General features: G+C 68.9%; 20 protein-coding genes. 10 read left to right on the top strand and 10 right to left on the bottom strand.

Going from position 1 to position 22,033, the window contains the following annotated elements; translation table 11 throughout:
- From MKK54_RS17365 to MKK54_RS17350, 4 genes are all read left to right on the top strand, one after another.
- On the top strand, positions 1-1,066 hold a 1,066-nt coding region (locus MKK54_RS17365), incomplete at its 5' end, for a PepSY-associated TM helix domain-containing protein (protein WP_244012451.1).
- Positions 1,063-1,401: a DUF3325 domain-containing protein gene (locus tag MKK54_RS17360; RefSeq protein WP_244012450.1), complete on the top strand. Its 339-nt coding sequence runs from the start codon at positions 1,063-1,065 to the stop codon at positions 1,399-1,401. The genes MKK54_RS17365 and MKK54_RS17360, both read left to right, overlap by 4 nt.
- A gap of 51 nt (positions 1,402-1,452) precedes the next feature.
- Positions 1,453-2,745, top strand: coding sequence for an ArgE/DapE family deacylase (locus MKK54_RS17355; protein ID WP_244012449.1), 1,293 nt, complete (start codon positions 1,453-1,455; stop codon positions 2,743-2,745).
- Positions 2,746-2,841: 96 nt separating this feature from the next.
- On the top strand, positions 2,842-4,302 hold the full coding sequence (locus tag MKK54_RS17350) for a hypothetical protein (protein WP_244012448.1): 1,461 nt from the start codon (positions 2,842-2,844) through the stop codon (positions 4,300-4,302).
- A gap of 26 nt (positions 4,303-4,328) precedes the next feature.
- Here the strand turns inward: MKK54_RS17350 and MKK54_RS17345 are convergent, their stop codons facing one another.
- Complete coding sequence (locus MKK54_RS17345; protein ID WP_244012447.1) at positions 4,329-6,188, bottom strand: ABC transporter ATP-binding protein; 1,860 nt, start codon at positions 6,186-6,188, stop codon at positions 4,329-4,331.
- A 183-nt stretch (positions 6,189-6,371) separates the two neighbouring features.
- Here MKK54_RS17345 and MKK54_RS17340 point away from each other — a divergent pair, with 183 nt between their 5' ends.
- Positions 6,372-6,986 (top strand): ComEA family DNA-binding protein, encoded by a 615-nt coding sequence (locus tag MKK54_RS17340; RefSeq protein ID WP_244012446.1) that lies wholly within the window; start codon positions 6,372-6,374, stop codon positions 6,984-6,986.
- A gap of 88 nt (positions 6,987-7,074) precedes the next feature.
- Positions 7,075-7,290, top strand: coding sequence for a hypothetical protein (locus MKK54_RS17335; protein WP_056471345.1), 216 nt, complete (start codon positions 7,075-7,077; stop codon positions 7,288-7,290).
- Between the two features lie 191 nt (positions 7,291-7,481).
- Here MKK54_RS17335 and MKK54_RS17330 read toward each other — a convergent pair whose 3' ends face one another.
- From MKK54_RS17330 to MKK54_RS17310, 5 genes are all read right to left on the bottom strand, one after another.
- Positions 7,482-8,090 carry a GNAT family N-acetyltransferase gene (locus MKK54_RS17330; protein WP_244012445.1) on the bottom strand — a complete coding sequence of 203 codons (609 nt, stop codon included), beginning with the start codon at positions 8,088-8,090 and terminating at the stop codon, positions 7,482-7,484.
- The gene (locus MKK54_RS17325) at positions 8,090-10,432 is read right to left on the bottom strand and encodes an Orn/Lys/Arg decarboxylase N-terminal domain-containing protein (RefSeq protein WP_244012444.1); all 2,343 of its coding nucleotides are present in this window, start codon (positions 10,430-10,432) and stop codon (positions 8,090-8,092) included. The genes MKK54_RS17330 and MKK54_RS17325 overlap by 1 nt, the downstream gene beginning before the upstream one ends.
- A gap of 127 nt (positions 10,433-10,559) precedes the next feature.
- A complete protein-coding gene (locus MKK54_RS17320; protein WP_244012443.1) occupies positions 10,560-11,582 on the bottom strand; it encodes a CorA family divalent cation transporter in 1,023 nt (340 codons plus the stop codon).
- A gap of 325 nt (positions 11,583-11,907) precedes the next feature.
- A complete protein-coding gene (locus tag MKK54_RS17315; protein ID WP_313898395.1) occupies positions 11,908-13,869 on the bottom strand; it encodes a PAS domain S-box protein in 1,962 nt (653 codons plus the stop codon).
- Between the two features lie 28 nt (positions 13,870-13,897).
- Positions 13,898-14,704 carry an alpha/beta fold hydrolase gene (locus MKK54_RS17310; protein ID WP_244012441.1) on the bottom strand — a complete coding sequence of 269 codons (807 nt, stop codon included), beginning with the start codon at positions 14,702-14,704 and terminating at the stop codon, positions 13,898-13,900.
- Positions 14,705-15,085: 381 nt separating this feature from the next.
- Between MKK54_RS17310 and MKK54_RS17305 the strand changes: the two genes are divergently transcribed.
- The gene (locus MKK54_RS17305) at positions 15,086-16,786 is read left to right on the top strand and encodes a methyl-accepting chemotaxis protein (protein WP_244012440.1); all 1,701 of its coding nucleotides are present in this window, start codon (positions 15,086-15,088) and stop codon (positions 16,784-16,786) included.
- A 272-nt stretch (positions 16,787-17,058) separates the two neighbouring features.
- On the opposite strand, the gene MKK54_RS17300 is transcribed toward MKK54_RS17305, so the two are convergent.
- Positions 17,059-17,250 (bottom strand): hypothetical protein, encoded by a 192-nt coding sequence (locus MKK54_RS17300; RefSeq protein ID WP_244012439.1) that lies wholly within the window; start codon positions 17,248-17,250, stop codon positions 17,059-17,061.
- Positions 17,251-17,405: 155 nt separating this feature from the next.
- Here MKK54_RS17300 and MKK54_RS17295 point away from each other — a divergent pair, with 155 nt between their 5' ends.
- The 3 genes from MKK54_RS17295 (at position 17,406) to MKK54_RS17285 (ending at position 20,124) form a co-directional block, all read left to right on the top strand.
- Entirely contained in the window at positions 17,406-17,666 is a 261-nt protein-coding gene (locus tag MKK54_RS17295) for a hypothetical protein (protein ID WP_244012438.1), read from the top strand.
- A 266-nt stretch (positions 17,667-17,932) separates the two neighbouring features.
- Positions 17,933-18,595 (top strand): Crp/Fnr family transcriptional regulator, encoded by a 663-nt coding sequence (locus tag MKK54_RS17290; RefSeq protein WP_244012437.1) that lies wholly within the window; start codon positions 17,933-17,935, stop codon positions 18,593-18,595.
- 278 nt (positions 18,596-18,873) lie between these two features.
- On the top strand, positions 18,874-20,124 hold the full coding sequence (locus MKK54_RS17285; protein WP_244012458.1) for a NupC/NupG family nucleoside CNT transporter: 1,251 nt from the start codon (positions 18,874-18,876) through the stop codon (positions 20,122-20,124).
- 33 nt (positions 20,125-20,157) lie between these two features.
- On the opposite strand, the gene minE is transcribed toward MKK54_RS17285, so the two are convergent.
- The 3 genes from minE to minC are packed head-to-tail and all read right to left on the bottom strand — an operon-like array spanning position 20,158 to position 21,999.
- Positions 20,158-20,466: a cell division topological specificity factor MinE gene (gene minE, locus MKK54_RS17280; RefSeq protein ID WP_244012436.1), complete on the bottom strand. Its 309-nt coding sequence runs from the start codon at positions 20,464-20,466 to the stop codon at positions 20,158-20,160.
- Entirely contained in the window at positions 20,463-21,278 is an 816-nt protein-coding gene (gene minD / locus MKK54_RS17275) for a septum site-determining protein MinD (RefSeq protein WP_244012435.1), read from the bottom strand. Before minD ends, minE begins: the two co-directional genes overlap by 4 nt.
- A gap of 13 nt (positions 21,279-21,291) precedes the next feature.
- Positions 21,292-21,999 (bottom strand): septum site-determining protein MinC, encoded by a 708-nt coding sequence (gene minC / locus MKK54_RS17270; protein ID WP_244012434.1) that lies wholly within the window; start codon positions 21,997-21,999, stop codon positions 21,292-21,294.
- Between the last annotated feature and the right edge of the window lie 34 nt (positions 22,000-22,033).

Genomic DNA, 22,033 nt, shown 5'->3' with positions numbered 1-22,033 from the left:
CATCTTCGCGGACTTCTTCACCTTCCGGCGGGACAAGGCGGCCCAGCGCGGCTGGCTCGACGCCCACAACGTCACCGGCGTGCTCGCCCTGCCCTTCCACCTCATGATCACCTACACGGGCATCGTCACCCTCGCGCTGATGTACATGCCCTGGGGCGTGACAACGGCCTACAAGGGCGACGACCTGCGGTTCTACGTCGAGGCCGCACAGACCACGACCTGGCGCCCCGCCGCCGGCCGGCCGGGCGAGCCCGCGCCCCTGGGCCCGCTCCTCGCGCGCGCGCGGGCCGAGGTCTCCGAGCCCCTGGAGATGGTCATCATCAACAATCCGGGGGACGCCAACGCGACCGTGGTGGCGGTGTTCGAGGAGCCGCACGGCCTCGCCCACCAGCACCCGCAGATCGCCTTCGACGCGGTCTCCGGCGCCATCGTCGAGCGCATCGGCGCGTTGAAGCCGGCCGCGCGCGTCTTCACCAGCTTCATGGGCCTGCACGAGGCGCATTTCGCCAGCGGCGCCCTGCGGCTGCTGTTCTTCCTCTGCGGCCTGATGGGCGCGGCCACCATCGCCACGGGCCTCGTCCTCTGGAGCGTCGCGCGGATGCCGAGGGCCGGCGAGGCGACGGGCTTCGGCCTGCGCCTGGTTCGCGGGCTCAACATCGGCACGATCCTCGGCCTGCCCATCGGGATCGCGGCGCTCTTCCTCGCGAACCGCCTGCTGCCCGTCGACCTCGCCCACCGCGCGACCTGGGAGGGGGCCTCGTTCTTCGGAGCCTGGGTGCTGGCCGCCCTGGTGCCGCTCGCCCGGCCGCAGCGGCAGGCCTGGGCCGAGACCGGGTTGGCGGCCGGCCTGCTGTTCGGCGCGGTCCCGGTGGTCAGTTGGCTCACCACGGACCGGGGCCTCGATTTCGTCGGCTTCGATGCCGCCATGCTCGGCCTCGGCGTCGTCCTGGCCCTCGGCGCCCGCAAGGTCGCGCTCTACGAGGGCCGCCGATCGGCTCCCGTGGCCGGCCGGGGCAAGGGTCCGACGCAGGACGGTCTCGCGCAAGAAGGTTTCATGAAAGCATGACGCCGCTCTCCATCGCCCTGAACCTCGCCCTGAGCTTTGCCGGACTCGCAGCGCTCTGCCTCTCCATGGATCGCCATCACCGGGCGATCTCCGGTCGCGGACAGAGCCGCGGCCGCGCCCGTACCCTGCGCGCGGGAGGCTGGGTCGCCCTCGCGGCCTCGTTCACCGCGGCGGTCGTGACGTCCGACTGGAACTTCGGCCCGGTCCAGTGGATCGGCTCCCTCACCGCGGCGGCGCTCCTCGTGGTCGGGCTGGTCTCGTATCGCCCCGGCTGGATCCGCCCCGCCGCCCTCCTCGCCCTGCCGCTGGCGCTCGCCGCCGCCCTCCTCGCCTAACCCGGCCGGCACCGTGTAGCCTGGGGCCGTCACCACCCCCCGGGAGTACCGATGCCCCTCTGTCCCGCCCTCGCCGCCCGCATCACCGAGGCCGTGGCGGCGGGCTTTGCCGAACAGGTCGCCCACACGCAGGCCCTCGTGCGGTTCGGATCGACGCGGGGCGCCGAGCACGCGATCCAGGACTTCGTGTTCCGCGCCTTCCGCGCGCGCGGCTACGCCATGGACCGCTTCAGCATGGACGGCGCGGCGCTGGCCGCCCATCCGGGCGGGGCGGCGATGTCGGAGAGCCATTCCCAAGCGCCGCTCGTGGTCGCGCTCCACCGGCCCCGGACGGAGACCGGACGCTCGCTGATCCTCCAGGCGCACGTGGACGTGGTCCCGCCCGGCCCCGCCGATCTCTGGACCCATCCGCCCTTCGAGCCGGTGATCGACGGTGACTGGATGTACGGACGGGGCGCGGCCGACATGAAGGCGGGCCATGCCGCCAACCTGTTCGCCCTCGACGCCCTGGCGCGTATCGGCCTGCAGCCGGCCGCCGCCGTCACCCTGCAATCGGTGGTCGAGGAGGAATCCACCGGCAACGGCGCCCTGATGACCCACCTGCGGGGCTACCGCGCCGACGCGGTGCTGATCCCCGAGCCGCAGGACGAGAAGCTGGTGCGCGCCAATGTCGGCGTGCTGTGGTTCACCGTGGAGGTCCGCGGCCGCCCCGTCCATGTCCGCGAGATGGGAGCGGGGGCCAACGCCATCGACGCGACCTACCGGGTGATCGGCGCCCTGCGGGCGGTCGAGGCGCGCTGGAACGCCGAGAAGACGGCGCACCGGCATTTCGCCGACGCGCCCGACGCCATCAACCTCAATGTCGGGCGGATCGCGGGTGGCGACTGGGCCTCCTCGGTGCCGGCCTGGTGCCGGATCGACTGCCGCATCGGGCTCTATCCCGGCCTCTCGGCGCGGGCGGGCGCCCGCGCGCTGGAACAGGCGGTGGCCGATTTCGCCCGCGACGACCCGTTCCTGTCGAACAATCCGCCGCGCGTCGCCTTCGACGGCTTCTTCGCGGAGGGCTACGTCCTGCCGGAGGGGTCGGAGGCGGAGACGGTGCTGGGCCAGGCACACCGAACCGCCACCGGCGCGGACCTGCGGAGCTTCATGTCGCCGAGCTATCTCGATACCCGCGTCCACGCCCTCTACGACCGGGTCCCGGCCCTCTGCTACGGGCCGATCAGCCGGAACATCCACGGCTTCGACGAGTGCGTCAGCCTGTCGTCCGTCCAGCGCATCACCACCGCCCTGGCGCTGTTCGTGGCCGAATGGTGCGGGACGGAGGCCCGCGTCCCGGCCTGAGCCGGTAGTCCACCTCGGAAACGTGACCCGGTGCGGTGTGGATGAGGGGGCGGCCGAGCCTTGCCGAACGATCGGCGCGCGTTACCCCTAAGCACCGTGAGAGACCTGCACCCCACCCCGATCGCCGCGCCCCGGCGCGCCTCCGCTGCGGCCTTCGCCCTGGCACTCGGCGCGACCGCCGCCTCCGCGCAGACCGCCGACCCGAGTTGCTACGTCACCGGCGGCGGAACCCTGGAGATCTGCCGTGGCAACGAGGCCGAGGGCGTGTTCGTCGCGCCCCGCGCCTGCGAAGCGGTCAGCGGCGTGCAGATCGTCCGGACGACGCCCGGCACGGGTCCGCTTCAGGCGATGTACCAGGCCGAGGCGCCGCTTGCCTCGCGAGGCAGAAGCAGGGGCCAGCGGGATGGCGAGGCCTGCGCGCCGCGCCGCGCCACCGCGCCGCTCGATGGCGGCTCGGTGCGCGCGGGCGCGATGCCGGAGCAACTCGCCACCACGATGCCGCCGGTTCGGGGACGGCTCTGGGAGATGACCGCCGCGGACGCGAAGCAGGCCGGGCGGCGGCGCGGCCGCCGGGAGGGCGCGGCGGCGCCGGACGCCGCGCCGATGAGCGAGGGCATCGCCGCCCGTCATCCGATGAGCGTGGCGGGGCGCGACTGGGGGGGCGACGCCTACAGCTACGTGTTCTTTCTCGCCGCCGTGCCGACCGAGTCCGGCAACCGCCACGCGCTGCTGCAGGCCCGCACCCTCGACTTCACCCGCTTCGACATCCGGGAGCGCAATGCGGACGGCACGGTCTGGACCTCGTCCGGCGGGAGCGGCTCGGAGGGACGAGGCCGGCGCCGTCGAGCGCGGACGGATGCGGAGCCCAATCCCGGCGCGGTGCTGGACGAGAGCGGTGCGCCCGTGATCGGCAACTGCCCCGGCCAGGGCTTCGACCGTACCGACCTCGTCGGCGCGATCAGCGTAGTCGATCAGGTCTATCACTACTTCTACACCGACGTTCTGCCGTCCGACTGCAACGAGCCCGCGGCGACCCGGCGCCTCGGCCTCTACCTGCGCACCAGCCGGGACCTCAACGCCGAGAAAGTCTGGTCCACGGCCCGCACCATCGCGCAGCCCCTGCCGAACCAGAGCCTCGTGCGCGTGGCGAAGGCCAAGGACATGGACCGCTGGGCGGTGGCCTATCGCTGCAACCGCCCCGCGAACACCATGGATGGGCCCGTCTCCGACATCTGCGTCCAGTACACCGCCGATCTCTCGCCGGGCTCGCTGGCATCCCTGACCTGGTTTTCCGAGCCCCAGGCGATCATGCGCTCGAACGCCTATCTCGGCCTGCGCTCGGGTGGCGACGGCTCCGGCCGCTTCGGGCGGAGCCAGCACTTCTGGATGACCGACCGCTACGGTAATCTCGCCACCCCGACGAACTACCGCAACAAGGCCGGCTTCCTGACGTGGCTCGACCGCCTCGCGCCGGGGCACGACACCGGCACTTCCAGCGTGTTCGGGCGCCCGACCTACTGGGGCACGTGGTCGGTCCGGCCGGTGGCCGGGCGATAGGTTCGGGAAGACGCGGAGGCGATCCCTCAGCGATAGCCCGCCGCCTGCAATTCGAACAGTTCGGCGTAGCGGCCGCCACGGGCCTGCAATTCGGCGTGGCTGCCGGATTCGATGACCCGGCCGCCGTCGAGGACGAGGATGCGGTCGGCCATGCGCACGGTGGAGAACCGGTGCGAGATCAGCACCGCCGTGCGCCCCTGGCTCAGTTCGCGGAAGCGCTGGAACACCTCGAACTCGGCGCGGGCGTCGAGGGCGGCGGTCGGCTCGTCGAGGATCAGGATCTCGGCCTCGCGCATGTAGGCGCGGGCGATGGCGATCTTCTGCCATTCGCCGCCCGAGAGGTCGACCCCCTCTGCGAAGCGCTTGCCCAGGGGCTGCTCGTAGCCGAGCGGCAGCCGGTCGATGACGCCGTCGGCGAGGCTGCGGCGCGCCGCGCGGGCGATCCGGTCCGCGTCGCCGCGCGCATCGATGCGTCCCACCGCGACGTTCTCGGACGCGGTGAAGCTGAAGCGCACGAAGTCCTGAAAGATCACGCCGATGCGCGCGCGCAGGTCGTCGAGGTCGTAGGCGGAGAGCGGCAGGCCGTCGAGGAGCACCCGGCCCTCGGTCGGGTCGTAGAGCCGGGTCAGCAGCTTGACGATGGTGGTCTTGCCGGCGCCGTTCTCGCCCACCAGCGCCAGCACCTCGCCCGCCGCGAGGTGGAAGCTCAGGCCCCGCACCGCCCAGGTCTCGCTGCCGGGATACCGGAATCCGACCGCCTCGAAGACGAGGCCGGCCCGGATCGGGCGCGGCAGGGGCCTCGGATCGGCGGGCGAGCGGATCTCCGGGACCACGGCGAAGAACGAGAACAGGTCGTCGAGATACTGCGCCTGCGCGGCGATCTGCGAGAAGCCGAGGAGCAGGCCCTCGATCAGGCCGCGCAGCCGCTGGAAGGAGCCCGCCAGGAAGGCGAGGTCACCGATGGAGAATTGTCCCGCCAGCGTGCGCCAGACGATGGTGGCGTAGGCGAGGTAATAGGCCAGCGTCCCGAGGGCCGCGAAGGCGCCGCCCCAGCCGGCCCGCCGCAGCGCGAGCGCGCGGTTGTCGGCCAGGAGCCTGGCCGCCAGGGTTCCGTACCGCTCGGCGATGTAGCCGTTCAGGCCGAACAGCTTCACCTCCTTGGCGGATTCGACGCTGGCGCCGAGAAACCGCAGGTAGTCGATCTGGCGCCGCTCGGGCGTGCGGGTCCAGGCCAGGCGGTAGCCCTCGCGGTTGAAGGAGGTCTCGTTGAGGAAAGCCGGGACCAGGGCCACCGCGAGAAGCAGGATCAGCCAGGGCGCATAGGCGATGAGGCCGATGGCGAAGGCCGCGAGGGTGATGAGGTCCTGCCCCTGCCCGAAGAGCTGGAACAGGAGGTTCGAGCGACCGGTGACCTGGCGGCGGGCGCGCTCCAGCCGGTCCTGCTGCGCGCTGTCCTCGAACTGCGCGAGGTCGAGTTCGGCGGCGTGGCGCATCAGCTTCAGGGTCGCGGCATGGCCGTAGAGATCGGCCACGAGGCCGTCGACCAGGGTGCTGGCGCGGCCCAGGAGATCGGCGAGGATCGCGAGGCCGAACTCGGCCGCCACCAGCAGGCCGAGCTGGCGGAGCGCCGGGTCGACCAGCCAGTTCTCCGGGCCGAGGCCGGCCGGATGCGGCCGTGCGTGCTCGGCCACGATGGCGTCGAGGATGAGCTTGGCGAGGTAGAGCATCAGCACGGGCAGGCTGGCCCGCGCGAGGCGGAGCCCCAGGCTCAGGACGAGGAGACGGGGGCTCGCGGCGTAGACGAGGCGGACCAGGGCCGGCAGGTGGCGCAGGGCGCCGAGGCGCTCGGCCGCGCGCGCGGCCAGGGGAGAGAGGACGGTGAGCATCGGCGCGGACCATGACGGTGGCGGACGCTCCCGTCGATCCTGACCCGAACGTCGCCCATGTCGCAGCGGCCCAGTGGCAAGCTCTTGAGGACAGACCGCCCGCCTGCGAGACTTCGCTTTGCCGCGCATGTTAGTCCTGACAGATGTTCCTGGCAGGTGTTCACCGGCACGAGGCCGCCATCGATGCTTAGCGGTTCAGCGTTTCTGCGGGTCGGCATCCTCGTCGTGGTGGCGGCCGTGCTCGCCGGTGTGATCCAGGTGCTGCGCCCCCGGGAGAGCGGAACGTCCGAGGCTCCGGTCACGAGGACGGCGCCCGAGACGGGAAAGGCCGGCACGCAGGCGGCACGTCCACCGGCCGCGACGCGGCCGGCCGTTCCGGTGGACCCGGCGCCCCCGCGGCAGGTGGCGCCACCGCCGGCCCCGTCGCCGCAAGCCCTTCCACCGCAAGCCCTTCCACCTCAAGTCCCGGAGGCGCCGCAGGCCGCCGCGCCGGCACCGATGCCGGTCGTGCCCGCTCCGAACACGCCCGTGCCGGCGCCGGCGAACCGACCGGCGACCCCGATGACGGGCGACGAGGCCATCGACAACGCGGCCGAGACCGCCGGCCCGCGCGGCATCGCAATCGTCGATCTCAACACAGGCAGCGTGGCGGAGCTGAACGCCCTGAAGGGCGGCGGCATGATCGGGCGCGCCATCGTGCAGAAGCGGCCCTACGGAGCGGTGAGCGAACTGCTCTCGAAGCGGGTGCTCAGCCGGGCCGTCTACGAGCGGATCAAGGAACAGGTGACGGTGCGCTGAAACGCCTTACGGGTAGCGCGCCGGACGGTGCCTGCCTACAATGGCCCTCCAGGAAGCCGGTCGCCGCTTCGATCACCAGGGACGAGCCATGTTTGCGCAAGCCGGGGGCGTTACCTTTCGCGAGGATCTCGGCGTCGAGGAGACCACCGAGACCGACAACGTCGTCCGCTGGGACGGCGAGAAGCTCTATGTGGAGCACGACATCTACCACAACGGGCAGCTGGTTCACCGCAAGTACCGCAAGAACGTCAGCGAGGCGGTGGCCCGCGCGTTGCAGGCGCTGATCAACCGTTCGCAGCAATAGGTCCGTGCTCGTCATTTTGATGGAATGATACTGTTACCGCCGCCTGGTCGGTTCGGTGATGGGGTGACTCGCGGGTCCCCTCTCATGGAAGGAGAGGGAGCCCGTCGCGTCTGATCGTCCCGAAGGGATCAACCGGCGACTGTATTGCAGGTCAATCAGCCACATCGCTTCTGTTGCTCAGAGGCCCGGTATTACTTCCCGATCCAGTCGTGGGGCGCCGTCACGGCCTCGACGGACCGCGTCCAGGTTCCGGGCTGGTCGGTGGCGCCGGTGCCGAGCGCGCGCTGGACCATGACGCTGTCGCTCCAGCGGCCGTACTTGTAGCCGACCGCCGGCAGCAGGCCGACGCGGACGAAGCCGCAGGACTCGTGGAGGCGCAAGGACGCCGCGTTCTGCGCGTCGATGTAGCCGATCATCTGGCGGTAGCCGCCCGCCGCGCAGGCCTCGATCAGGGCCGGCAGCAGGCGCCGGCCGATGCCGGCATGCAGGTGCGCGTGGTGGACGTAGATCGAGTGCTTGAGGGTGTAGCGGTAGGCCGGGCGCTTGCGGAACGGCACCGCGTAGGCGTAGCCGGCCACGACCCCGTCGCGGTCGGCGACGAGATGCGGCAGGCGCTTCTTGCGCATGGCTTTCCGCCGCTTCTTCAGGTCGTCCGGATGGAGCGGGTCCGCCTCGAAATCCCCGACATCGCCGACGCCGCGCCGGATGTGGTGGGCGTAGATGTCCACCATGTCCGGCACGTCGGCGTCCGAGGAGGGCCGGATGACGAGGTCGGGGTCGCTCTCGGTCGCGCCCCGCATCAGCGGGTCTCGCGCATGACGTAGGTGTAGAACCGGATGGTGCCGTCCGGATCGACGTCCCGGAACACGCCCTGGATCTCGGCCTCGAACCCGGGGAACAGGTTCGCGGAGCGCTCGAACATCTTGAAATAGTCCAGCATGGGTTTGGCCCGCTCGTCCAGCCGCTCGCCCGGCAGCACCGTGCCGATGCCCGGCGGGTAGACCAGAAGCAAGGTCGTCGCCACGCGGCCCTCCGCTTCCGCGATCGGCACGTAATCGACGTTGTTGCGGGTCAATTGCTGCACCGCCGCCTTCGGGGTCATCACCATCTCGGGCAGGTGGCCGGGCTCGAACTGCTTGCGCTGGAGGGTGCTGGTGCCGTGCTCGCGGTGGAAGGCGTGGAAATCCGCGCAGAGGTCGCGCAGGCGCACGCCCTTGTAGCGGTTGGGCCGGCGCCGCACGAATTCCGGCATCGCCTCCTCCAGGGGCACGTTGTCGTCGTGCAGGCGCTTGAAGGCGACCAGCCCCGAGATCAGCGTGCCGGCCTTGGAGGATTCGACGCCGGGCGTCAGCAGGAAGAGCAGCGAGTTGAGGTCGTTCTTCTCCGGCACGATGCGGTTCTCGCGCAGGTACTGCGCGACGATGGGCGCCGGCACGCCGTGCTCGGCGTATTCGCCGGTGCGCCGGTCGAAGCCGGGGGTGAGCACGGTCAGCTTGTTGGGGTCGGTCATGGCGTAGTCGGGCGCCACGTGGGTGAAGCCATGCCAGTCGGCGCCGGGCGTCAGTTCCCAGTACTTCACATTGCTGGCGAGTTCGTCGGTCGAGACGCTCTCCCACGGCACCCGGCCGTCCGGTCCCTTCACGGTGTCGGGCACGAAGGGGTCGAAGAACCAGCGGCGGAGCGGATCGCGCTCCTTCTCCTCGAACTCGCGGCGGATGGCGCGGACCTTCTTGCGCCACTCGATGCCCAGACGAATGGTGTCGTCCCACAGGACGACGCCGGAGCGGCCCTTCATCATCTGGGCGCCGACGTCGAGGGAGGCGAACAGGGGGTAGAACGGCGAGGTCGAGGCGTGGACCAGGAAGGTCTCGTTGAAGCGCCGGTGCTCGATGCGCCGGGTCTGGCCCCGGATGTGGCTGTCCTTGGTGTGGATCTGCGAGGCCTGGGAGAAGCTCGCCAGCTGCTTGTGGGTCGATTGCGTGGCGATGATGCCCGGCGAGGTCTCGTCGAGACCCTTGAGGCCCATGGCGAAGCGGCCGGCGAAGAGCGGGTGGAACTTCATGAAGCCCGCCCAGGCCTCGTCGAACAGGATGTAGTCGCAGAGGTGCCCGATCTTATCGAGGATCATCTGCGCGTTGTAGATCGTGCCGTCATAGGTGCATTGCTCCACCACCGCGACGCGGAACGGGCGCTCGCGCGTCCAGGCCTCCGGGTCGGTGATCAGCGGGTTGTCGCGGATCTTCTGGCGGATGAGCGTCTCGTCCAGGGCCTCGTGGTACATCGGGCCGATCAGCCCGTAGGCGTTGCGGTCGGTCTCCAGGAAGACCGGGATCGCGCCGCCGAGGAAGAGCGCGCCGTGATGCGCGGCCTTGTGGTTGTTGCGGTCGAACAGCACGAGGTCGCCCTCGGCCACCAGCGCCGAGAGCACGATCTTGTTCGAGGCCGAGGTGCCGTTGAGGACGAAGTAGGTCTTCTCCGCCCCGAAGATGACGGCGGCCTCCTTCTGCGCCTTCAGCGCCGGGCCCTCGTGGACGAGGAGGTCGCCGAGATCGAGCACCGAGTTGTCGAGGTCGTCGCGAAACACCGCCTCGCCGAGGTGCTCGACGAAGATGCGTCCGATCGGCGAGCGGTTGTAGAAGATGCCGCCGTTGTGGCCGGGGCAGGTCCAGAGCTGGTTGCCCTGCTCGGCGTAGTCGACGAGCGCCCCGAAGAACGGCGTCTTCAGGGTCTCGGCGTATTGCTTCACCCGGCTGACCAGGCCGCGGGCGATGTAGTCCGGGGTTTCTTCCGCGAGGAAGATGTAGCCGTCGATGAAGTCGAGCACCTCGACGGGGATGTCCTCCAGGCGCTTGCGGCGGACCATGATCACAATGGGCATTTCCAGCCCGCGCTTCCGCATGAGGTTGATGAGTGCGGCCGCCTTGCCGTCGAGCCCGCGCTTGCCCCAATCGACCACCATGCAGCCGATGGCCGAATCGGTCTGGACCGCGATGGCCGCGTCCTCGACGCGCCGGGCCCGCACCACCTCGAAGCCGAGCTTCTCCACGGAGCCGATGATCTGCTGGACGCGCACGCCCTCGAGGTCGTCCGGATCGAAGTTCGGCGCGCACATCAGCACGGTGAAGCGGCGGAAGAAGTCCATGCGGGAAAGGCTCCAGAGGGCGTCTGTGCGCACCGTTCGCGCCGGGACGTGACGCTGCGATGACGGATGGGTGCGGATCGCGGTGTTTTCGGCGGGTGCGCCCCGCGACGGAAAAGCCGGCTTACGATCAGGCGCGGCGTTTGACGAGCCCGAGGCGGCGGATCACGCCGTAGACCGCCAGCGCGGCGAGCGCGCAGATCACGAGGGCGAGGAGCGAGCCGTTCTCGAACTCGCCGAGGAACAGCCCCTTGGTGTTCATGCCGAACACGCCCGTCACCAGGGTCGGCGGCAGGAACAGGGCGGTGAGGATCGAGAGCGTGAAGAGCTGGCGGTTGGTCTCGGCGGCCGTGCGCCCGGCGATCTCGTCCTGCAGCAGGCGCGAGCGCTCGGACAGGACCAGCATGTCGCGGTGAAGCGAATCGAGGCGCTGGACCACGCGCGCGGCCATGCTCACCACCGCCTCCGGCAGGGCGTCGTCCTCCTCCTCGGTCTCGGATTCGAGGCGATGGAAGACCGCGCTCAGGCCCGCGAGCTGGCGATGCTGGCGCACCGCCTGTCGGCGGATCGGCGCGAGCGGCTTCGGATCGTCCGGCTGGTCCTCGTCGAGCATGCGGTCCTCGATCGCGTCGAGCGCGTCCGAGAAGCGTCGGGCCGAGGCGTCGAGGGAGGCGGCCACACCCGTGACGAAGATTTCGAGCAACCCGGCCGGCGAGGGCACGCGCCGCCCGGCCAGCACCGCGTCGCGGGCGGCCTCGGCGGCGGCGGTGGCGTGGCGGCGCCCGCTGACCAGGAGGCGTTCGCCGAGCACGCAGTGCAGGCGCCCGGCCGGCTCCTCCTCGATCCGGCCGCTGAATTCCCGTTCCCGGTCGGCGATGACGAGGCCGAGATCCGTGCCCTCGATCACCACGCGCTGGTGGCCGTCGCGGGCGAAGGTGGCGGCCGCGAGCGCCGGCGGCCCGAGGCGCCCGGCCGCGATCAGGCCGTCGAGGCGGGCGTCGACGAGGTCGAGGTGCAGCCAGAGGAAGCCGCCCGTGACCGGCTCCGGCAGTTCGTCGCCCGGCGTCAGCAGGCGCCCGTTCCCCTGTGCATCGAAGGCGAGCGCGAAGAGCAGGCCCGGCAGGGCAGTGGTGTCGGTGAGGAGGCGCTGCATCCGGGGGCGGCCCTGTTGCCGGCAAAGCGCCGACGATCGCGGGGGTGGATCGCAAGCCTGGGCGACACTGTCATGACAGGGTGCCCGTCGCCCTTCCGTCGCAACGGGAGCGTGGGTCGGCTCCGCCGACGCGCGGTGGTCGCGGGCTCACCGCCCTGTTCCCAACCGTCGCGCGCGCCCGCCGGGCGCGACCGGGGAAGGTGAACTTTCGACCCGATCCGGTCGTTATGCGCGGCCTCGACCATACCGGGAAGCGGTCGCTCGGCCCGTTGCCGCTCCGGCAGCATTGCGCCCGTTTCTTTCAACAACCGGCGCGGACGGTTTCTCAGTCCTGGGAACGTGGCACCACCTTGCCGAGGATGCGCCCAAGTTGGTCGGCGGAGTAGGGCTTGTGCAACAACTCAAAGCCGTGCAGCCCGTCCTGGGACAGTACGTGGCTGTAGCCCGATGCCAACAGGATCGGCAGGTCCGGAATCCGGCGTTGGAGGATTTTGGCCAGCGCGATGCCGCCCATGCCGGGCATGACCACGTCCGAGAACACCACGTCGAAGCCGGCACCATCGGCTCCGAGCTTTTCCAGCGCCTCCTCGGCGTTGGCCGCCCAGGTTGTCCTGTAGCCGATATCTTCCAAGATCTGGGTGGCGAACCGACCCACCTCGACGTTGTCCTCGACGATGAGCACACATTGCCCATCTCCCATTGGGAAGTCCTCCCCGTCGCGAGCGGTGGCCGGACGCTCGGACATCCCCGCATCGATCTGCGGCAGGTAGAGCGTGAAGGTTGTGCCTCGATCAAGCACGCTCTCGACCTCGACGTCGCCGCCCGACTGCTTGGCGAAGCCGAAGACCTGGCTGAGGCCGAGCCCGGTGCCCTTGCCGACCTCCTTCGTGGTGAAGAACGGCTCGAAGATGCGGGCGACCTGATCCGGAGCGATTCCAGTGCCCGTATCGGTGAGGGACACGCATGCGAACCGGCCGGGCGCGGCGGCGTGTCCGCGGATCGGCGGCAGGGTGCCCGTATGGTCCAGGCGCAGCCTTAGCGTGCCCTCGCCGTCCATGGCGTCCCGGGCGTTCACCGCCATGTTGACCAGGGAGGTCTCGAACTGGCTCACGTCGGCCATCACGAAGCAGGGCTCGTCCGGGATCTCGATCACCACGTGGATCCGGGCGCCGGTGACGGTATCGAGCATGTCGGCGACGTCATGAAGCCTTTCGCCGACATTGAACACCTCCGGCTTCAGGGTCTGGCGTCGCGCGAAGGCGAGGAGCTGGCCGGTGAGCTTCGCGGCCCGGTCAACCGTGTCGGAGACCGCATCCATGTAGCGGATCCGGCGGTCTTCGGGCAGGTCCGGCCGGCGCAGGAAGTCGACCGAGGAACGGATGATGGTCAGCAGGTTGTTGAAGTCGTGCGCCACGCCGCCGGTCAATTGCCCGACGGCCTCCAGCTTCTGCGACTGGCGCAACGCCTCCTCCGCCTGGACCAACGCGGCGGCTTGCTCGTGCTCGACGGTCGTGTGCCGGCCCGTTGCATAGATCTGGCCGTCCTCGAAAGCGCCCGTCCAGGCGAATTGCCGATAGGTCCCGTCGACATGCCTGAGGCGGTATTCGTAAGGCTCGACGAGCGGTGCCGTCATGATGCGGCCCAGGGCGGCCCGGGTCGGCTCCAGGTCGTCCGGATGGGTAAACCCGGCGAAGCCGTGACCGACGAGATCGGACGCCTCCCAGCCGAGCAGATCCGTCCAGGCCGCGTTCACCGCCAGGAGCGTCCCCTGCGCGTCGGCGATGGCCAGGAGATCCGGCGAAAGTCGCCAGGCCCGATCCAGGGCGCGTGCACGCTCGGCGACCCGGGCTTCGAGGGTCAGGTTGAGATCCTGCAGCGCGACCGTGGCCCTTTCCGCGACCCGGCGCGCCTCCAGCATCTCACGCTCGTACCGCCTGCGGTCCGAGGCGTTGAAGACGGTGATCCGGATGAAGCGCACGCCACCCACCGCGTCCTTGCGGACGACGGCGTTGACCAGGACCGGCACCATCGTGCCGTCGGCGCGCCTGAGGTCGAGGGCGACTTCGTTGAAGAAGCCCTGCATCCTCAGCATCGGCGCGAAGTGGGTCTCGTAATAGATCTTGCCGGCGATGTTCAGGAAATCGAGGAAGCGGCGCCCGACGATCTGCTCGGCCGGGTGACCCAGCCAGATCGCGAGCGTGTGGTTGACCTTGGAGATCCGTCCGTTCGGCAGGGTCGAGGCGTAGCCGCAGGGGGCGTTTTCGAACAGGTCCTCCAGATCGTCCACGTCCAGCGCTTGAGAGCCGACTGCCGTGTCACTCACCGCCCGGTCCTCGAAGGAATGTCGCGATGGCCTGGATGGTCTCCTCGGGCGCGCTCAGGTTTGGGCAGTGGCCCGTCGCGTCGAGTAGCACGAGCTCGCTGTTCGCCAAGTGGCGGTGCACGTAGTCGCCGACCTCCTGCGGTGCAATCACGTCCTCGGAGCTTTGGATGACGAGGCAGCGGGCCGTCACGCCCGCGAGGTCGGCGCGGTTGTCGGCGAGGAAGGTCGCGCGAGCGAAGCGCCGGGCGATGTCCGGGTCCGTGCGGCAGAAGCTGTTGGTCAGCTCCTCGCCGAGTTCGGGGCGGTCGGCGTTGCCCATGATCACCGGCGCCATCGCCTGGGACCATCCCATGTGGTTGGTGTCGAGGAATTCCAGCAACTCCTCGACCTGCGGGCGCGTGAAGCCGCCGACATAGCCGTAGTCGTCGAGGTAGCGCGGCGAGGGGCAGACCAGGACGAGGCTCTCGAACAGCTCCGGGGCCTTCTTCGCGGCGAGGATGCCGATCATGGCGCTGACGGAATGCCCGACGAACACGCCACCGGTCACCGACAGGCCGCGGCAGAGTTCGACCACGTCGTCGGCATAGCCGTCGAGGGAGGCGTACTTGTCGGCGTCGTAGGCGGTCAGGTCCGATCCGCCGGCCCCGATATGGTCGAACACGATCGTGCGGTGGCTTTCCTCGAAGGCCGGAGCCACGAAGCGCCACATGTTCTGGTCGCAGCCGAAGCCATGCGCGAAGACCATGGCGGTCGCGCTGTCTCCAGCCTGCCTCACATTGTGTCGCCGAACGACGGACAAGCCCGCACTCCTGGAAAACCAGCGGTCTAGCATGCATCCGCGGGCAGCGCTTGCCCAACCTGCCGGCCTTGCGAGCGCGGCGGTTTTAAAGTGCGCAGGGGTCGGCCTGTCCACATCGGAGCCGGGTCGCAATTGATTCGCAGCCAGTGGTCGCTATTCAGCGAACGTCCGCTTGTCTGCTATCGCGTTCCGAAAGCGGCCCAACGGAAATCCACCCGCTGCGGACCTTCGACACGCGCGGTAGCCCGGCACCCTTTGACGGTGGAGGCCCGATTACAGAACCCCTTTGTTCATCGATAGAGGCACTAGACGGAATTCATTCAAATTTAACCGCAATTCTGCATTTATCGATCGATCACACCTTCTATCGAAAGACGAACAATGTCTGGCCTGATGCGGAATAGCAGCCTCAAAGTAAAGCTGGCAGTGCCCTTAGTGCTCCTGGCGGCACTCGCATTCGGCCTCGTTGTCTATGCGCAAAGCGCGTTGAACGATCTGGCATCGCGCTCGAAATCCATCGTCGACGTTCAGGCCACTCGCCTCGAGAACATTCTCAATCTGCGAAACGGCGTGACCGAAGCGACGGTGCAGAACAGAAACATTACGATCGAAACACGCGACCAGGAAATGGGGGGTTACAAAACGCGCTACGATGCGGCCGTGACGGCCAGCTATGCTGCCGTCGACCGGCTGATCGCGATGTCCGACACCCCCGAGCGGAGGGACGCGAATGTGAAGTTGCGTCGCGTCGTCGAGGAGTATTTCGTCATTTCCGACCGGTCGACCGCACTCGGCTTGAAGAACGAAACGGCGGCGGCCGCCCAAATCGCCCTGACGGAGGGTTCGGCCGCTCGGGCGAAAGTCCGTGATGCCGTCCAGGCTCGGATCGACTTGCTGACCGAACAATTCGCGGATGCGAAGCGTGCGGCCCAAGCCCAGGCGGAGAGCGCGGCACGACTTCTCATCGGCACCGCCATCGCGGGCCTGATCGTCGCCCTCGCTCTCGCGGGCGCCATCGTCGTGATCGGCATCATACGTCCGCTCGCGAGCCTCGTCGGCGTCCTGCAGCGGATGTCCCAGGGCGCGATCGATGCCGCGATCCCGGAAGCGTCACGCGGCGACGAGATCGGTTCCGTGGGCCGGGCCGTGGAAGGCATCAAGGCGATGGTGGCCAAGAAGGCCGCCGACGAAGCCGAGCGCAGGCAGATCGCCGATGCGGCCGCGGCCGCGGAACGGACGCGGACGATGATCGAGATCGCCGACAGCTTCGAGAGAGCGGTGGGCGGCATCGTCGGACGCGTCTCGTCCTCCGCGACCGAGTTGCAGGCCACGGCGCAGCAGATGACCGCGACCGCGACGGAAACGGCGAACCAGTCGACCACCGTCGCCGCCGCCGCGGAGGAAGCCGCCGCCAACGTCAACACCGTCGCCTCGGCCGCGGAGGAGTTGGGTGCATCCGTGCAGGAGATCGGACGCCAGGTCTCCGGCTCGTCCGATCTTGCTCAGCAGGCGGTCAACGAGGCCGACCAGACCGCCACCCTCGTGCAGGACCTCAGCAGCGCCGTCGCCAGGATCGGTGACGCGGTGGGGATGATCTCCAACATCGCCGGGCAGACCAACCTCCTGGCGCTCAACGCCACCATCGAGGCGGCGCGGGCCGGCGAGGCGGGGCGCGGCTTCGCGGTGGTCGCGGCGGAAGTGAAGGAACTGGCCTCGCAGACGGCACGCGCGACCGAGGAAATCTCCGGGCAGATCACGCAGATCCAGGTCGCGACCGGACGTTCGGTCGGGGCGATCGGCTCGATCACGACCCGCATCCGCGAGATGAACACGGTCGCGATCACGATCGCCGCCGCGGTGGAGGAACAGGGGGCCGCGACGCAGGAGATCGTGCGCAACGTGGCCGAGGCGTCCACCGGCACGACGGAGGTGACGAGCAACATCTCCGGCGTGGCCAAGGCCTCGGAGGAGACGGGCGCGGCGGCGGGCCAGGTTCTCGCCTCGGCCGCCGAACTCTCACGCCAGTCCGAGCACCTGTCGGCGGAAGTCCACCGCTTCCTCGCCACCGTCCGCGCCGCCTGACCGGACGCCGACGCCCGCGCGCCTCGGAGCGGCCTCCGGGGGCTTCCCGAGGCGCAGGGCGCACAGGCGACGGATCCCGGGTGTTTCATGAGCCCGACCCACAGGTCGGGCTCACCACGCTTTGGCGGAGGCCCGGATCGTCCACTCGCCTCGCGAGCACTTAGTGTCTCTCACAAAACTCCCGCTGCGCCGCCGTGCCCACAGTGAGGACCGACAGTGGTCGGAAGTTTTGTGAGGCACTCTTAGCCCTGCGCCTCAAACTACTCTCAAGATCATTCGATTTCGTCGCGGCGGAGAGCTTGTGACACTTTAGCAAGTCCGCCCGATTGAGCGATCTCTCTGCCGATCGTCAACAGAAGCATCCGAATCATCGCCTTCATTTCGTGCGTGCCGTGCTCCTCGATAACGTCGTGCGCGGTAATGACCACGTCGGCGACCGTATTCAAATCACCCATGTGAGCCATCGGCCTATCCCTCTTACACGGGAGGATTGATTGTAAATATTTTACGCATCAAATGTGTATTTTACTATTGTATAATGTTTACGATTTCGCAAGCCTCACTGCGGTGATAAGCTCGATTTTATACGTTGACTGGGGCTCTGCGCGAGGGAAACGACATGGACATGCCAACGCCTGAAGGGATGATTCCAACCCGAGACGTTTCCAATCGTGAGACGCTCGCTCGGATCGCCCAGGTGCTCGGCTGCTCCGTAGAGTGTTTCTTCGAGCCGTCCGACGCGGTCTATTCGAAGGATGCCGCGCGCCTAATCCAAACGTGGCTGGCGATCAGGTCGCCGAAGGCGCGCAACGCGGTGTTCGCGTTCGCCTGCGAAATGCTGCGGGCGGACAAGGGAAAGTCAACGCGCGCCGCCGGCTGAGATGACACAATGCCGAGGGCACGATTAGTAAAAATCAGACACAATCCCAAATTTTAACATACATCAGCTTGGATGATGTAAATTTTATGGATTAATATTCTTTCTTGTTCGCACCAAATATTGTGCGTGGTCGGCTCGTTTCAGGGCGCTGACGATTGAGGGACAGCGTGTGCTCTTGCCCGATCGTGAGAGAACACATGTCAAATCTCCAGCAGACCGGCCTCCGCAACGGTCTCTTGCGCGCGCTCCCGCCGGAGGAGTTCGCCGTGCTGGCGCCTTTGCTGCGCCCTGAGACGATCCCCCTCCGGCGCGTGCTCATCTCGGCCAACACGCGGATCGCGACCGTCTATTTCGTGGAGGCAGGCATTGTCTCCATCACCTCCGACGCTCCCAGCGGTCGCGTCGAAATCGGGTTGCTCGGACGGGAGGCCCTCGTCGGTGCCGCCGCGGTCCTGCTCGACGATGACCGCAGCCCGTACACCCACTTCGTACAGGCGGCCGGGCACACATTGGCCGTCGACGTGCTCGACCTGCGCGCCGAAATCGAGCGGCGCCCCGCCCTCCGCCGTCTCCTGCACCGTTACATCCAGACCCAATACGTCCAGACCGCGCAAACCGCGTTCACGAACGCCCGGGGCGGTACGCCAATCCGCCTCGCCCGTTGGCTGCTGATGTGCCACGACCGGAGCGAGAGCGACGAAATCACGGTCACGCAGGAATTCATGTCGCTGATGCTGGGTGTGGAGCGGCCCGGCGTGACGATGGCGTTGCGGACGTTGGAGAAGGACGGTCTCATCGCCAAGAGCCGGGGCCGCGTCCAGATCATCGACCGCGAACGCCTGCTCGATCTGGCAGGGGACGGCTACGGCTTGGCCGAGACCGAGTATGCCCGGCTCATCGAGGGGGCCGACGACCCGGAAGCCCGGTAGCCCGCGTTAGCACAGCGTCACGGGTGGGCTCGTTCGCCCCTTCGCATCGGCATGCCAACGCGCGGCGGCGCCCCTCCGCGGTCCTGATCCGGTCGCAATGTCAGCGCTCGAGCCAGAGGGTTCGGACCCCATCCGTCGGATTTTGCCCACCGGCCTCATCCCACGCGGGAGAAGGACACGGTCGGTTGCGACCAGCGCCCGGTGGACGGCGCAACTTCGCCCGCGACAACCGTCCCGGCATCGGGCTTGCTCCGTCCGGCCAGGAACAGCGGGGCGGCATGGTCGAGAAATGGTTTCACGCGGGCGCGAGCCTCGTCCTGCTTCTGGCCGTCGCGGTGCTGTTCTCGACCGACCGGCGGGCGATCTCACCCCGCGTCGTGCTCTCCGCCCTGGCGCTCCAGGTGGCCCTGGGCGCCCTGGTTCTGTTCGTGCCGGCGGGGCGCACGGCGCTGGCGGGCGCGGCGGTTTTCGTGCAGACCGTGCTGAACTACGGCGACCGGGGCACCGCGTTCCTGTTCGGCGGGCTCGTGGAGCCGCGCATGTTCGAGCTGTTCGGCGGCAGCGGCTTCATCCTCGCTTTGCGCATCCTGCCGCAGATCCTCTACGTCTCGGCGCTGATCGCGGTGCTGTACCATGTCGGCGTGATGCAGGCGGCGGCACGCGGCATCGGCGCCGTGCTGCGGCGGGTGATCGGAACCTCGCCGATCGAGACCTTCGCGGCGGTGATCACCATCGCCATCGGCCAGAGCGAGATCGCCATCGCGCTGCGGCCGTTCCTGATGGCGCTGACCTCGGCCGAACTCTTCGCCGTGATGTCGAGCGGGGCCGCCTCCACGGCGGGCACGATCCTGGCCGGCTACGCGGCGCTCGGCGTGCCGATGGAGTACCTGCTGGCGGCCAGCGTCATGGCGATTCCGGGCGGGCTGCTCTACGCCAAGATCCTGGTGCCGACGACGGAGCCCACGCGGGTGACGACTACGCGGGTCACGTTCGGGGAGACGCGGGCCGTCAACGTGATCGAGGCGGCGGCCGACGGCACCCAGAAGGGGCTGGCCGTGGCGGTCTCGGTGGGGGCGATGCTCATCGCCTTCACGGGGCTGATCGCCCTGCTGAACGGGTTCGCGGGCTGGGCGGGCGGCCTCGCCGGCTATCCCGGCTTGAGCCTGGAGGGCGTCCTCGGCACGGTGTTCGCGCCGCTCGCCTGGCTGATGGGCGTGCCCTGGGACCAGGCCGGCCTCGTGGGCGGGGCGCTGGGGCAGAAGATCGCCTTCAACGAGTTCCTGGCCTACGCGCAGCTCTCGCCGGTGCTGAAAAGCGGCAGCCTCGATCCGCGCATCGCCGCGATCCTGTGCTTCGCGCTCTGCGGCTTCGCCAACCTGACCTCGGTGGCGATCCAGCTCGCGAGTCTGGCGAGCCTCGCGCCGGAGCGCAGGCCCGAGATCGCCCGCTTCGGCCTTCGCGCGATCCTGGCCGGCACCCTGTCCAACCTGACGAGCGCGACGCTCGCCGGGTTGTTCATCGGGGCCTGACGGCGGAGCCGGCCGGGATCGTCACGCGGGACCTCATGCGGCGGCGAGCTTCGCGGCCTTGGTCTTGAGCTCCCCGGCCCGTCCGCCGGCCTTGGCCGGCGTCAGCGGGAGTTCGATGTCGATGTCGAGGGTCGACATGTCCTGGCCGCGGTCGAGGCGGATCTGGACCTTGTCGCTGTTCACCTCGACGTGCTTGGCGATGACCGCGAGGATCTCCTCGCGCAGCACCATCACGAGGTCGGAGCCGCCGACCCCCGCCCGTTCATGAGCGAGGATGAGTTGCAGGCGGTCACGGGCGACCGGCGCCGAACCGCGCCGGTTGAACATGTTGAGGAGGCTCATGCTGCCCTCCGGGTGAAGAGTTTGTCGAGGAAGGACTTCTTGTCGGTGGGCACCGACATCGGGACCGCATCGCCGTTGAGGCGGCGCACGGCGTCCGTGTAGGCGCGGGCCGGGGCGCAGAGCGGGTTGTTCAGGGTGACGGGGCAGCCGACATTGGAGGCGCGCAGAACTTCCATGCTCTCCGGGATGATGGCGAGCAGCGGGATCGAGAGGATCTCGAGCACGTCCTCGATCTTCAGCATGTCGCCGCGATCGGCCCGGGCAGGGTCGTAGCGGGTGAGGATGAGGTGCTTCTCCATGGTCTCGCCGCGCTCGGCCTTGAGGGTCTTGGAGTCGAGCAGGCCGATGATCCGGTCGGAATCGCGCACCGAGGAGACCTCGGGGTTCGTCACCACCACGGCGACGTCGGCGTGGCGCATGGCCAGCGTCGCGCCGCGCTCGATGCCGGCCGGCGAGTCGCAGATCACCCAGTCGAACTTTTCGCGCAGCTCGTCCATCACCCGGGCGACGCCCGCATCCGTGAGGGCGTCCTTGTCGCGGGTCTGCGAGGCGGGGAGCAGGTGGAGCTTATCCAGCCGCTTGTCGCGGATGAGGGCCTGGCTGAGCTTGGCGTCGCCGTTGACCACGTTGATGAGGTCGTAGACGACCCGGCGCTCGGCGCCCATCACGAGGTCGAGGTTGCGCAGGCCGACGTCGAAATCGACCACCGCCACGCTCTTTCCGGCCTGCGCGAGCGCCGCGCCGAGAGCCGCCGTCGTCGTCGTCTTGCCGACGCCGCCCTTGCCTGATGTCACGACCAGAACTTTGGCCATACGAGCTTACTCCTCAATCCAAGGATGCGAATTTGATGGCGCCGCCATCGAGCCAGATCTGCACGGCCTTGCCGCGCAGGTGATTGCCCATTTCCTCGGCCGTGCGGACGAGGCGGTCGATGCCGAGAAGTTCGGGCTCGAACTTGCGGCAGCAGATGCGGGCGCGGGGGTTGCGGGCGGCGCCGGCGATGGCCCGGCCGCGCAGCGCGCCGTAGACGTGGATGGAGCCGCCGGCGAGGATCTCCGCGCCGGACGAGACCGACCCCATCACGGTGACGTCGCCGGTGGGGTGGACGATGGACTGGCCCGAGCGGACCGAGCCCTCGATGGTGAGCGAGGTGGTGGCCGGCTCCGGGGGCGCCGAAGGCACCTCCGGCTCGGGCTGGACCGGGATCTCGATCGTGCTCACCGGCCGTCCCCCGGCGAGGAGCGGCGGGCGCCCCGGCCCGAGGAGGGCGTGGGTCGTGCCCTCGACGCCGAGGATGCGGATCTGCCGGCTGCCGAGTTCGGCCAGCAGGGCGTCGAGGTCCGGCGCGGCGGGCTCCAGCGCCGCCACGTCGAGGATCAGGGCGCGCCCGTCGAACAGGGTCGGCGAGCGCTTCAGCGCCTCGTCCAGATCGGCGAACCAATCGGGAAGCGGGCCTTCGGGAGCCAGCACCAGGGACTTGAAGGCGCGGCCGCGAAGCTGAACGGGTCTGCGGGGAGGGCTTGAGTCGGTCACGGGCTCTCGCGATTCCTTACCAGACCATTGATGC

This window comes from Methylobacterium sp. J-068, assembly GCF_022829445.1.
Taxonomy (GTDB): Bacteria; Pseudomonadota; Alphaproteobacteria; order Rhizobiales; family Beijerinckiaceae; genus Methylobacterium.
Note: the sequence above shows the minus strand (reverse complement) of the source record. Positions and strands in the feature narration are given on the sequence as shown.